The organism is Novosphingobium huizhouense (assembly GCF_020179475.1).
GTDB lineage: Bacteria > Pseudomonadota > Alphaproteobacteria > Sphingomonadales > Sphingomonadaceae > Novosphingobium > Novosphingobium huizhouense.
The window spans coordinates 307,158-320,046 of the sequence record NZ_JAILXZ010000003.1 but is presented as its reverse complement, the minus strand read 5'-3'; the positions used below and the strand labels follow the sequence as shown (position 1 = coordinate 320,046).

10 protein-coding genes are annotated in these 12,889 nt (G+C 69.5%); 4 read left to right on the top strand and 6 right to left on the bottom strand.

Features of this window, described 5'->3' with window-relative positions:
- Nucleotides 1–173 precede the first annotated feature (173 nt).
- Both K3A85_RS13445 and K3A85_RS13440 read right to left on the bottom strand, forming a co-directional pair.
- Nucleotides 174–1,520 (bottom strand): TldD/PmbA family protein, encoded by a 1,347-nt coding sequence (locus K3A85_RS13445; protein WP_225207032.1) that lies wholly within the window; start codon nucleotides 1,518–1,520, stop codon nucleotides 174–176.
- A 79-nt stretch (nucleotides 1,521–1,599) separates the two neighbouring features.
- Nucleotides 1,600–2,070 carry a hypothetical protein gene (locus tag K3A85_RS13440; RefSeq protein WP_318248086.1) on the bottom strand — a complete coding sequence of 157 codons (471 nt, stop codon included), beginning with the start codon at nucleotides 2,068–2,070 and terminating at the stop codon, nucleotides 1,600–1,602.
- Nucleotides 2,071–2,176: 106 nt separating this feature from the next.
- On the opposite strand from K3A85_RS13440, the gene lptB reads away from it, so the two are divergent.
- From lptB to K3A85_RS13420, 4 genes are all read left to right on the top strand, one after another.
- A complete protein-coding gene (gene lptB, locus K3A85_RS13435) occupies nucleotides 2,177–2,962 on the top strand; it encodes an LPS export ABC transporter ATP-binding protein (protein ID WP_225207031.1) in 786 nt (261 codons plus the stop codon).
- Between the two features lie 28 nt (nucleotides 2,963–2,990).
- Entirely contained in the window at nucleotides 2,991–4,484 is a 1,494-nt protein-coding gene (rpoN, locus tag K3A85_RS13430; RefSeq protein WP_225207030.1) for an RNA polymerase factor sigma-54, read from the top strand.
- A 182-nt stretch (nucleotides 4,485–4,666) separates the two neighbouring features.
- On the top strand, nucleotides 4,667–5,236 hold the full coding sequence (locus tag K3A85_RS13425; RefSeq protein WP_225207029.1) for a hypothetical protein: 570 nt from the start codon (nucleotides 4,667–4,669) through the stop codon (nucleotides 5,234–5,236).
- Nucleotides 5,237–5,251: 15 nt separating this feature from the next.
- Complete coding sequence (locus K3A85_RS13420; RefSeq protein ID WP_225207028.1) at nucleotides 5,252–6,610, top strand: L,D-transpeptidase scaffold domain-containing protein; 1,359 nt, start codon at nucleotides 5,252–5,254, stop codon at nucleotides 6,608–6,610.
- Here the strand turns inward: K3A85_RS13420 and K3A85_RS13415 are convergent, their stop codons facing one another.
- The 4 genes from K3A85_RS13415 to K3A85_RS13400 are packed head-to-tail and all read right to left on the bottom strand — an operon-like array spanning nucleotide 6,611 to nucleotide 12,874.
- Nucleotides 6,611–7,474 (bottom strand): phosphodiesterase, encoded by an 864-nt coding sequence (locus K3A85_RS13415; RefSeq protein WP_225207027.1) that lies wholly within the window; start codon nucleotides 7,472–7,474, stop codon nucleotides 6,611–6,613.
- A gap of 10 nt (nucleotides 7,475–7,484) precedes the next feature.
- Nucleotides 7,485–9,386: a cytochrome c3 family protein gene (locus K3A85_RS13410; RefSeq protein ID WP_225207026.1), complete on the bottom strand. Its 1,902-nt coding sequence runs from the start codon at nucleotides 9,384–9,386 to the stop codon at nucleotides 7,485–7,487.
- Between the two features lie 10 nt (nucleotides 9,387–9,396).
- Entirely contained in the window at nucleotides 9,397–10,293 is an 897-nt protein-coding gene (locus tag K3A85_RS13405; RefSeq protein ID WP_225207025.1) for a hypothetical protein, read from the bottom strand.
- 4 nt (nucleotides 10,294–10,297) lie between these two features.
- The gene (locus K3A85_RS13400; RefSeq protein ID WP_225207024.1) at nucleotides 10,298–12,874 is read right to left on the bottom strand and encodes a cyclic nucleotide-binding domain-containing protein; all 2,577 of its coding nucleotides are present in this window, start codon (nucleotides 12,872–12,874) and stop codon (nucleotides 10,298–10,300) included.
- Between the last annotated feature and the right edge of the window lie 15 nt (nucleotides 12,875–12,889).

Below are 12,889 nucleotides of genomic sequence, written 5' to 3'. Positions count from 1 at the left end.
GGGCGCAGGGGCGCTCGGGCTCGCACTCGCCACGGGCAGCACCGAGGGGGCCGCGGTTGCCGGGGAAAGGGACGAGGCAGGGGCCAGCAGGAGGGCGGCGGCAAGACCTTTCGGGGAAACGCGCATGACCAGCCAAGCGGCTCGCCCCGCGCGATGTTCCCCGGACCGGCGCGTCAGTCTCCCGCCACGCTCATTCCGTCGATGCGGATCGTCGGGACATCGATTCCGCGTTCGATCAACAGGTCGTCGGCCACGCGCATTGCGGGGAACATTTCGATCAGGTTTCCGGCCACGGTAAACTCGGCGATCGGCCCGGCGATCGCCCCGTCGACGATGCGGAAGCCCGAGGCGCCGCGACTGTAGTCGCCGGTGACGCCATTGACTCCCTGCCCGATCAGTTCGGTGACATAGACGCCTTCGGCAATGTCGGCGATCAGGTCCGCGGGGCCGACTGCACCGGGTTGGATCACCAGGTTGCTCGGCGTCACGTGCGGCGCCCCCGACCCACCCCGCCCGGCGTGGCCGGTCGGTTCGCCGCCCAGCTGGCGCGCTGCGGCGCTGTCCATCATCCAGCCGGTGAGGCGGCCGTCCTCGATCAGCTTGCGCGGCGCGGTCGGCAGCCCCTCGCCGTCGAACGGGCGCGACCGCAGCCCGCGCAGCCGGTGCGGCTCGTCGAGCAGGGTGATCGAGCGGTCGAACAGCTGCGCGCCGTCCCTGCCCAGCAGGAAGCTCGCGCGCCGGGCAATCGCTGCGCCCGACATCGCGCCGAGCAGGTGGCCGACCAGCGAGCCGCCGACGCGCGGATCGAACACCACTGTCGCCGGGCCGCTCCTGACCCGGCCCGGCGCCAGCCGGCGCAAGGTGCGTTCGGCGGCGAGGCGGCCGATCACGTCGGGCGAGGGGAGGTCCGCGAAGTGCCGGGCGCTGCGCCAGGCGCTGTCGCGCTGCATCTCGCTGCCCTCGCCGCCGAGCACGCTCGCCGACAGGCTGTAGCTAGTGGCGCCGTAGGAGCCGGCAAAGCCGTGGCTGGTGGCGAGCGCGAAGATTCCCGCGCCCGCACTTGCGCTCGCGCCTTCGCTGTTGGTGATGCCGTCGACCGAGCGCGCGGCGTCTTCGGCCTCCTCGGCCAAGCGGCGCAGCTGCGCGGGGTCGACCGCGCCGGCGTCCTCGAGGTCGAGCTCGGGGGCAGGAGCGCGCAGCAGCAGATCCTCGCGCGCCAGGCCGGCGTAAGGATCGACGGGAGCGAGCCGCGCCATCGCGACCGCGCGTTCGGCCAGCTCGTCGAGGGCGGCGTCACCCAGATCGCTCGATCCGATCGACGCCGAAGCGCCGCCGACGAAGACGCGCAACGAGATCTGTTCGCTTTCCGAGCGCTCGACGTCCTCGAGCTTGCCCAGCCGCACCTGCACCGATTCGGCCGAGCTGCCGTGGTAGGTGGCATCGCCTGACTCGGCGCCGAGACGGCGCGCCCGTTCGATCAGCGCGTGGCAGCGCTCCTCGGCCTGTTGCGGCGAAAGCATGGCGGATGCACCTCTGGCTGGCGGGAAGACGCGCGGCCTTAGCGCGTCGAAAGTGCCGCGGCAATCGGCGCGGGGCGCCTCAGGCGATCGCGGACAAGGCCTTGAATAGACCCGTCAGCAGGAACGGAAGGCCCACGGCGCAGGCCCAGACGAGCGCCTGGTCCCGGCGAAATGCCGGGCGCAGCGCGGGATCGTGCGCGGCCTCGTCTCCCAGGCGCTCCCATCGCCGTTCGAAGTGGCGGAACAGCGGGATGATCGCCGCGACGAGCACGACGAGCGCGAGCATCGGCAGCATCGATGCGGATTTGCCAGTTTCGAGCGCCTGCATCGTCACGAAGATCTGCAGGCCGGTGTATACCAGCAATCCATAGGCGACCGTGTCGCTCATGCGCTTGCGCCAGTCGACGTTACGCGTCGAAAAGGCCGATGTCCGTTCCATCTGCCACCCCGTGCTGTTTGCTCTCCCACCGGGAGTAGAACACCACTCGCGGTTTGTTTCAAGCATGTCATTTTGCGAGGTTGGAACGCGGGGTTGATCGCCGTGTTCCATGCACAAATCCTGCCAGATGCGCGTGGCGGGCTTTGCCGGCGCGAGGTTGGCCGCTATGGCAGCGCCTAACGCATCGATTCAACAGCCTTGGGGTCCTACCGATCCGATGATTGCCGATCCCTCAACCGAAACGGCCCCCTCGTCACCGCCTTCCGCAGTCGGCCCCATCGTGGGCGGGCTCGAAGTCGTCTCGATCGCCAAGAGCTACGACAAGCGCGCGGTGCTTACCGACATTTCGCTGTCGGTGGGCAAGGGGGAGGTGCTCGGCCTGCTCGGCCCCAACGGTGCGGGCAAGACCACCTGCTTCTACTCGATCATGGGGCTGGTACGGCCCGATTCGGGCCGCATCCTGCTCGATGGGGTCGATATCACCAAGCTGCCGATGTACCGCCGTGCGATCCTGGGGCTCGGCTACCTGCCGCAGGAAACCTCGATCTTCCGCGGCATGACGGTCGAACAGAACATCGCCACGGTGCTCGAGCTGATCGAGCCCGACAAGGACGTGCGCGCCGCCGAACTCGATCGCCTGCTCGATGAATTCGGCCTTACCCGCCTGCGCGCAAGCCCGGCCATGGCGCTCTCGGGCGGCGAGCGGCGCCGCTGCGAAATTGCCCGCGCGTTGGCAGCCAAGCCCTCGATCATCCTGCTCGACGAACCCTTCGCCGGGATCGACCCGCTGTCGATCAGCGACATCCGCCATCTGGTGAAGGACCTCAAGCGCCGCGGCATCGGCGTGCTCATCACCGATCACAACGTGCGCGAAACGCTCGACATCGTCGATCGCGCCTGCATCATCTACGGCGGGCAGGTGCTGTTCGCGGGCAGCCCCGAAGCGCTCGTCGCCGATCCCAACGTCCGCCGCCTGTACCTCGGCGAAGGCTTCACGCTCTAGCACGCGGGCGGAGCGGGGAGGGACAACGATGGCGCTCGGACCACGGCTGGATCTCCGCCAGAGCCAGTCGCTCGTGATGACGCCGCAGCTCCAGCAGGCGATCAAGCTGCTGGCGCTGTCCAACCTCGAGATCGAGACCTTCATCGGCGAGGCGCTCGATTCCAATCCGCTGCTCGAACTGGGCGATGCGGCTCCGCCCGAAGCGCCCGAAGGCCCGGAGGAGCTGCGCCGCACGCATCTCGAAAGCTCGCCTGTCGACCAGCTCGTCGGCGAAGGCCGCGCCGACGAGGATCGCCCGCTCGACATCGATCCGACGGCGCTCGATCGCGACCGCGATACCGGCGACGGGGGCGACGGCGTCGCGGGGTTCGAGGGTGGGCAGCGGCTGGCCGGCGGCGGCGAGGGCCCCGAGATCGACGAGCGCGGCAGCCCGGAAACCACGCTCGCCGAACATCTTCATGCGCAGGTCGGGGCAGCCGCGCGCGACCCGCAGCAACTGTTCGTCGCGCGCTGGCTGATCGACCAGCTCGACGAGGCGGGCTACCTCTCGCTGCCCCTGTCGGAAGCGGCGCAGGCGCTCGGCCTGCCGCTCGCGACGGTCGAAGCGGCGCTCGAACTCGTCCAGACGCTCGATCCCACGGGGGTCGGCGCACGCAGCCTGTCCGAATGCCTCGCGCTGCAGGCCCGCGAGGCCGATCGCTACGATCCATGCATGGCGCGCCTGATCGACAACCTCGATCTCGTCGCGCGCGGTGAACTCTCCAGGCTCAAGCGGATGTGCGGGGTCGACGACGAAGACTTCGCCGACATGCTCGCCGAACTGCGCGGCTACGATCCCAAGCCGGGCCTGCGCTTCGGCGGGGGTGTTGCGGAGGCGGTCGTGCCCGACATCCTCGTCCGCGCGACGAAGGATGGTTGGGACATCGCGCTCAATCAGGCGACGCTGCCACGCTTGGTGGTCAATCGGCGCTATTATGTCGAGATGCGCGGCGCCTGCGTCGGCAAGGAGGCCAGGGCCTGGCTCGGCGAGAAGCTCGCTGACGCCAACTGGCTGCTGAAGGCGCTCGACCAGCGCCAGAAGACGATCCTCAAGGTTGCCGCCGAGATCGTGAAGCAGCAGGACGGCTTCTTCCGCCACGGTGTCGCGCACTTGCGCCCGTTGACGCTGCGCACCGTGGCCGAGGCGATCGAGATGCACGAATCGACCGTCAGCCGCGTCACCTCGAACAAATATCTGCACTGCGAGCGCGGCACGTTCGAGCTGAAGTACTTCTTCACCTCGGGCGTCGCCTCGACCGACGGCGAAGGCGCGGTTTCGGCCGAGGCGGTCAAGGCCGCGATCCGCCAGTTGATCGACGCCGAAGATCCCAAGGCGATCCTCTCGGACGATGCGCTGGTCGATCTGCTCAAGGCGCGCGGGTTCGATCTCGCCCGTCGCACGGTCGCGAAGTATCGCGAGGCGATCGGGCTCGGCAGCTCGGTCCAGCGCCGCCGCCAGAAGGCGCTGGACCGCGTGCGCTGAGCGCGATCTGCGACGAAGCGTTTCGTCGCGTCGCTCCATCCTGTCTTGGAACACATTGAAAAACCCTCCGTTTCCCTGCCGCGACCGGTAGGGTCCGGGGCATTCCCGCAATCCTTCCGGCCACCAAAAGCGGGGCTGGCTTGGGGCCTTTCCATCCGGGGGTTGGTTGAAGGAGTGCTACGATGAAAGGGACCCTCGTTATCCTCGCAAGCGCCGCCTCGCTCTCGCTGGGCGCCTGCGCTTCCACCCCGGGCAGCAATACCATGGCCTATACCGCCGGCGGCGCGGCGGCCGGCGCCGCGGCTGGAGCGGGCCTCGGCGCAGTGGCCGGCTTCGATCCGATCGCCGGCGCGGTCGTCGGCGGCGCGATCGGCGGCGTCGCGGGTGCGGTCTGGGCGGATCGCAACGGCGATGGCCAGGCTGACGGCTACTACACCAACGGACAATATTACGCCGGGACTCCCAGCGGCTACACGCCCGGCGCCAAGACCTGCCAATCGGTCGGCAACACCGCATTGACCGGCGGCGCCGGCGGGGCGGCACTCGGCGCAGGCGTGGGCGCGCTGACCGGGGGCAGCATCCTCGGCGGAGCGGTGATCGGCGCAGCGGTCGGCGGCCTTGCCGGCGCGGTCTGGGCCGATGCCAACAACGACGGCTGCGTCGACGGCTACCAGACCGAAGGGCGCTATTACCCGGGCGCGCCGATGACCCAGACGCCTTCCGCCAATACCCGCGCCGGCGAGCGCGGCTGAACGGGCGTGCGTCCGATGCGGCGGATCGTGGGGGCGATTCCGGACCGTCTGGTCCGCCGCCTCGCGCTTGCACTCTGGCTTGCCGGTCCGCTCGCTCTGGGCCCGCTCGCCGCGCAGGCACAGGTCGCGCCCTCCGCCCTCGCCGCCGAAATGGGCGAGGGCGGCGACGCGTCGGGCTTGCGTGCGTTCTACGCAGCGCGCGGCTTCCGCCCGCTGTGGATCGAGCAGGGCGGGGCGGCCCCCGCCGCCCGCGCCCTGCTCGACCTGATCCGCGATGGCGCGCTTGATGGTGTCAAGTCGCGCAAGGCGCGCGAGGGCGACCTGCGCCGCGCGCTCGATCGTGCCCAGGCGCCGACTGCCGAAAACCTGCTGCGGCTCGAGGTTGCGGCGAGCCGGGCGCTGGCGGCCTATGTCCAGCAGATGCGCAAGGCCCCGCGGGCCGAGGTGATCGCCGAATCGCCCGCACTGCTGCCCGGCGTGCCGACAACCGCCGCGGTGCTCCAGATGGCCGCGGCGGCGCCCTCGCTCGCGCAATTCGTCCAGGCGATGGGCTGGATGCACCCTGCCTATGCCCCGCTTCGCCGCGCCCTGGCCGCTGCGCACGGCAATGCCGCAGCGCGACAGGTGCTCGAGGCCAATCTCGCCCGGGTCCGCGCGCTGCCCGCGCCCGGTCCCGGGCGCTACGTGCTGGTCGACGCCGCTGCTGCGCGGCTGACGATGATCGAGGACGGCAAGCCCGTGGGCGCGATGCGCGTGGTCGTCGGCAAGCCCGACATGCCCACCCCGATGATGGCGGGCTTCCTGCGCTATGCCCGGCTCAACCCCTACTGGAACATTCCGCCGGACCTCGTCCGCGCCCGCATCGCGCCCCAGGTCGTCGCCAGGGGCCCCGGCTACCTGCGGGCCAAACGCTACCAGGTGCTGTCGGGTTGGGAGGACGATGCCAAGGTCGTCGACCCTGCGCAAATCGATTGGCCGGCGATCGCCGCAGGCTTCGGCGAAGTCCGCGTCCGCCAACTGCCGGGGGGCGACAATTTCATGGGCCGGGTCAAGTTCATGTTCCCCAACGACCAGGGCATCTATCTGCACGACACGCCGGAAAAGGCGTTGATGAAGGAGGACGAGCGGCAGTTCAGTTCGGGCTGCGTGCGGCTCGAGGATGCGCCGCGGCTGGGGCGCTGGCTGCTCGGTCGGCCCCTGCCTCGCGCGGGCAAGGCGATCGACCAGCGCATCGACCTGCCCGAGCCGGTTCCGGTCTACATCACCTACCTCACCGCTGCGCCCGATGCTGCAGGACGGATCGCCTTCCTTCCGGATCCTTACGATCGCGACGGCCGTGGCGCGGGTGGCTCGGGCAACGCCAACGCGCGCTGATCATTCCGCGGCGGCGCGTCCCGGGCGCTCGGCCATCATGTGCCGGACCATGCCCTGAAGCCGCGCATCGAAGCGCGCCAGCACGTCCTTTTCGCCCGCGCTGTCCCAGTGGGTGATCAGCTCGCGCCCGTTCCACCAGTGCAGCGCATAGCCCGGCGCGTCGGCGACGATCAGCGCGCGATCGTCGGGGTGGTCGGGATCGAGCGGGCGCAAGTCGAGCCCCACCTGCGGCGCGGTCGACGGGCAGGTGGCGACGAGGTGCCCCTCCCACCGCGCGGTGATCGCACGATGGATGTGCCCGCAGATCAGGCCGACCACGTTGTCCCGGCCCGCCAGCTCCTCGGCGAGGCGCGATACCCACGGTTCGGCGGGGTCGGTGTTCATCCAGGCGATGCCGACTTCCATCGGCGGGTGGTGCAGCACGATCAGCGTGGGATGCCCCGGCGCTTCGTCCAGTCGCGCCGCCAGCCAACGGGCGCGCGCGTCGCAGAACGCGCCACCGTGGCGGCCTTCCTCGAGCGTGTCGAGCACCAGCAGCCGCAGTGCCTCGCCCTCGATCGCGTATTGCAGGAAGCCATCGGCAAAGGCGACTTCGGGGAACACCGCGCGGAAGGTCGCCCGCTCGTCGTGGTTGCCCAAGGCGAAGTGGACGGGGAAGGGCAGCCCCTCGAGCGCCTCGCGCAGGCGTTGGTAGCTCGCGATGTCGCCCCGGTCGGCAAGGTCGCCGGTCAGCACCAGCAGGTCGGGACGCGGCGACAGGGCGGCGAGCTCGGCCAGCACCCGGTCGAGCCGCTGGCGGTTGAACTCGTCGGGCGTGTCGGGTTCGAAACCGAGGTGAATGTCGGTGATCTGGGCAATCAGCATGGCGTCCGCCTTACCGCGCCAGCGCCACGCGGCGCGGTCGATTTGCTTCCGCGGTGGCGACAATCCCCTGGCTCTTGCGCTGCTCGGCCGGCTTCCACGGTTTCCCCCCTGTCGGACCATCGGCGTCCATGTGATAGGCATGGCACATCGCGCAATCCGACTTGACCGGATCGGTGACATGCGCGCTGGTCAGTTTCGCACCGTTCTCGCCGACGTGGCACGAGCGGCACCCGCCGGGGCCGTCGAGCCCGGGCACGAGCAGGTCGCGCGCGTCGTTCGAACTTTTCGCGGCGGTGTGACAGGTGGCGCAGTCGGACTTGCGGTGGTCCGCATGGTCGAACCAGCCGACGTGGTAGTAGCGCGTGTTCTGCGCTACCGGTTGGACGGCAAACCCGTTCGTCGCGGCGCCGCCGCCGCGCGTGATGACGTGGCAGTCGGCGCACATCCCGCCCTGGCCGAAGACCTCGGCCACCGCCTGGTCGCCGCGCACCGGATAGAAGTGCACCGCCCGGGCATAGTCGGCGGCGCTCGCCGCGCGCGCCGCGTCGCCGGGAATGCGGCGGCCGAGGCCCGAAAGCGTGGCCGGCCGCGCGGGCGCGCCGCCGCGATAGAACGCGCGCAAGTCGGCCACGACCTGCTCGGGCTCGCCGTGGCGCAATGTGCGGAAGGTGCCGCCGACCTCGTCGAAGGTCAGCGAATGGCAGCTCTCGCAGGCCTCTTCCATCACCACCGGCTTGAACCGCGCGCCGCCCGCCTCGGCCTTGTGGCAATCTTGGCAGCCGAGCGCGTCATCCGCGGCAAAGCGGCCGGGACGGCGGCGGACCATCTGCGCCACGCCGTTGCTGTGCGAGAGGTGCTGCGCGTGCGTGAACTTGAGCCCGTTCGCTTCCTTGAGCCCCGGCGCCCAGCGCACTTGCGCGAACACCGGCTTGCCGCCGGGCGCCACCGCCGCGATCAGGCTCGGGCGGAACTGGGGGTGGGCCGTGCCGAAGTCGGCGGCGTCGTCGAGTTTGCTGTCGGGCAAGCGCGTCCTCAATCCGTCGTGGCAATCGGTGCAGAATTGCTGCCGGGTCGCCGGCATAGCACCGGCCCCCTCGTGCTCGGTGTGACATCCGGCACACCTGCCCTGCGGACGGTTGAACGCGGTCGCCACCGCCTGGGTGAACCGCGCCACGCCCTGCGGCTCGCCCCGCGCGCGCAGCAGCCGCGCGCCGTCGGGGATGTGGCTGTGCGCATCTTCCTTGTGGCAGGTGAGGCAGGCATTGTCGGTCACCGCGACGAAGGCCTTGGTGTGGCAGGCCTGGCAGTCGTTCTCGAGATTGTGGTGGGCGAGGCTGAGCTTGCCCGATGACCAGGCCGTATCGCCGTGGACGCCCGCCGGCCGGCGGGCATCCTTCTGCATCGCCAGCGGCTGATATGTGGCGTAGGACCAGATCGGCGCGACGAGAAATGCCAGCAGCATCAGCGCGGCGAAGGCCCAGGCCGAGCTGCGCTTGCCCGGCAGCAGGCCCTTCAGGGTGAAGGCGGTGCCGAGGTCGATGTCCTCGGCGCTTTCCGAAACCGCTTCGACCCGGCGCACGGTCAGGACCGCCGCGCCGCTTTCGCCGTCGCGGGAAACCGCGATCCGGTGGCCGCCGAAGCCGAGTTCGGCGCCGACTGCGAGGTCGACGGTCCTGCGCGTCGTGCTGCGCCCGTCGGCCTCGAACGGCTGCTCGCCCAGCGATTCGACCAGCAAGGTGCCGTCGCCCCGCAGCATGGCGCGGGCGTGGCGCGGATCGACCGCGAGGTCGGGCAGGTGGACCGCGCAGGCCGAATCGCGGCCGATCAGCAGTTCGTCGCCCTCGACCGTGGTCGGGCGGACGATCTCCTCGCCGTTGGACTTGAGCGCGATCTGGCGGACCTGGAACGTCATCGGGCGGCCCTCACCAGTAGAAGAACACGGCGACCACGTGCGCGGACAGCGCGGCGATCAGGGCGAAGGTCACCGGCACGTGGACATGGAGCCAGGCCTGCAACCAGGTCTTGAGCTTGAGATGCCGCCGCATGCGCGAGAGCATCGCCTCCTTGCGGGTGAGCAAGGCATCGACCTTGTCGAGCGGATCGTCGGCGCGGCGCGGCAGGAAGGCGCGGCGCTGGCGCAGCTCGGCCGCCGCGGTCCGGGTGGCGTCGCGCGGATAACGCCCGGTGAGGCGGTTCCAGAACGTGCCGGCGAAGGGATCTTCCTCGAGGCTGCGGTTGACCAGCGCCGCGCTTTCGGCGTCGAGCGGCTGCGCGGCATCGTGAATCTGCCGGTCGAGCGAGCGGATCGCCTCGACCATCTGCTTCTCGGTGATCGCGCCTTCGGCGTCGTAACGGTTTTCCGACAGCGCGCGCGGCAGCGAGGCATAGACCCAGATGCCGAACATGCCCGAAACGATCACCAGCATCATCAGCGCCCAGGCCAGCGTGTGCACGTTCCAGCCGAACGCGAAGCCCGAATGCAGCGTGCCGACCACGATCAGCAGCATCCCCAGATAGACATGGGCGCTGGTCCACGCCTTCAGGCTCCAGCGCCCCGGCGTGATCGCCCGCTTGCGCACCCCCAGCATGGTCAGCCACAGGATCAGCAGCGCGCCGATCGTGCCCAGCGTATAGCCCAGCCAGCTCGAACCGAAGTGCCCGGCGGGCAGCGGCACCCAGATGTAGAGCGCTATCAGGAGCACCGCGAGCGCGGCGGAGATCTTCAGCCAGCGGAAGTCGCGGTGGGCCAGGAAGCCCTCGTGCGTGCTCGTGCGTTCGCGGCTGGCGCCGGTGCGGCGGCGCGGTGCGATGCTCGCCATCCCGTCAGGCCCCCTCGTTCTCGAGCCGCGCGACGGTCAGGAACTCGTCGGGCGAGACGCGGATGGCAGCTCCCGTCGGGCAGGCGCGGACACAGCTCGGGCCGCCTTCGATCCCGGCGCACATGTCGCACTTGATCGCCTTCTTGCGGTCGAGCGCCTCGTCCACCGCGGGATCGCCGGTATAGTGCGTGTTCTTCTTCGACCACCTGGCCGGCGGTTCGCCCGGTCCCGGACCCTTGCCGAAAAACAGCCAGCTCAGCAGCGAAGGCTTCTTCGGCGGCACCTTGTCCATGCGGATGACGCCATAGGGGCAGTTGCGCTGGCAATTGCCGCAGCCGATGCAGGTGTCGTTGATCCGCACTTCGCCGTCGGGGCCGCGCTGGATCGCGTTGGGCGGGCAATCGGCCATGCAGTGCGGGTGCTCGCAGTGGCGGCAGCTGGTCGGCACGTGGAGGTGGGCGAAGCTCTTGCCCGCCTCGCGGTCGAGGCGCGACAGGCCGTCGTGGCTGTCGGCGCAGGCCTTCTCGCAATTGTCGCAGCCCACGCACAGCCGCTCGTCGATCAGCAGCACGTCGGTCGCTTCGCCGAGGCCCTGGCTGACGAGGAACTTGGCCTGTTCGGAATAGAGATCGACGATGCCCGAAAAGCTGTCCTTCTTCGATTCGACGAAGGCGTTGGTGCGCCGGCGCACCTCCATGTCCTTGCGAGCGCGCTCCAGCAGGGCAGGCTTCGCCGCCAGCACTCGGCCGAAGGCTTCGCCATCGACCCTGATCACTTCGCTCTTGATCGCGGCGCGCACCGTTGCCGTGCGCTGCCCGCCATCGATCAGCGCCATCTCGCCGACATAGGAGCCGGCGGGAAGGTAGGAAAGGAACACCGGCTTGCCGCCGACTTCCTTCTCGACGATCATCGAGCCGACCCGGATGACATAGATGTCCTTGTCGTCGTCGCCTTCCCTGATGATCGCGTCGCCTGCGCGGACCGACAGGATCTTCGCCGTCTCGACCACTTCGACGACATCGCCGCTGGTCAGGCCCGAGCCGAACATCTGCAGCAGCTGGCGCTCGATCGAGATGCGCTCGATGGCGCGGCGGGCCGAAGGCACCTGGCTCTGCAGCTTCAATGCGGCGTTGCGGCTGATCTCTACGCAGATGCAGTCTTGCGCGGCCACGATGGTCGCCCCGCGCCGGCGGCCCGAGATCAGGCCGACTTCGCCGAAGATCGATCCTTGCGGGATCGGCACCACCTTGCTCGCATCGTTGGGGTCGAGCCGCACGTGGACCGAACCGTCAGCGATCGCGAACAGCGACGAGCCGGGATCGTTCTTCTCGAACACCGTCGCGCCGGAGGGATAGAACCGGGCGTCCGAATCGAGCATGAACTCGCGCAGCTGCAGCGTGGTCATCCCTTCGAGGATGCTGACCCGTTCGCGCAGGAATTCGAGCCAGTCGTTGACGCTTCTCGAGCCCGGAAGGCTGGCGAACTTGGCTTCGAGCAACGGCTCGTCGGCGGGCTTCAGCGCCGTATTGCCGGCAATGAACTCGACCACGTCGTAGCCCTGGTTCATGCAGTGCTTGATCAGCGGGTAGCCCGCCAGCGCGCCGATCACGAAGATCCCCGGCGCGCTCGATTCGAACTGGGGGGACAGCGTCGGGAAGGCGAGCCGGTCGTTGCTCGCGAACTCGATGCCGCACGCCTCGACGAAGCCGCGCGGGGGGGCCGAGCCGATCCGCGCGATCACCCGGTCGCAGCGGATTCGCTCCTCGCCGTCGCGCGTGTTGAGCGTGATCCAGCCGGGCTCGATCGCCTTGGTCTCGGTTTCGTAGCGGATGGTCAGCTTGCCGGCGGCGTCGTCCTCGGCCAGAGCCTTGGCGTTGGGTTCCTTGGCGGTGGCGAAGCTTTCACGCACGTTGGCCGACTTGGGGCTGCGGTTGAGGATGGTGACGACGTTGCCCTGCGCCGGGTCCTCGGCAAGCCCGCGCGCATTCTCGATCCCGGCGTCGCCGGTGCCGACCACGACGATGTGTTCGTCGAGGATCGCGGTGGGGTCGTCGAGCTGGTAGGTCACGTGCGGCAGGTCGGCGCCGGGGCAGCGCATCAGGTTGGGATTGCCCTGCGTGCCGATGGCAAGCACGACCGTCTCGGCCATGATCGTCTCGCCATTGGCCAGCTCGATCGCATAGGGCGGGGCGTGGCGCTGGACCTCGGTGGTGGTGGTCGACCCATCGCGGGCGCGGGTGACGATCTTCTGGATCGAGCCTTCGATAGCCGGGCCGGTGCCGCGGATCGCCTTCACCTCGGCGTTGTACTTCACATTGACGCCGAGCGCTGCGGTGCGGGCGTTCCAGCGCTCGAGGATGTCCTCGCGCTTGCCGGCGTCGAACTCCTGGTCGGACCGCAGGATGAGCTGCGATGGCGTCGCCATCACGTGCTTGCCCTTCTGGTACTTGAAGATCGTGTCGGACAGGTGGTCGGTCTTTTCGAGCAGGACATGATCCAGCCCGAGCTGCGCGGCGCGGCTGGCCGCGCTCATCCCGGCCGGGCCCGACCCGACGATCGCCACCTTGTAGAGCTCGCTCACAGGTCCCGTTTCCCC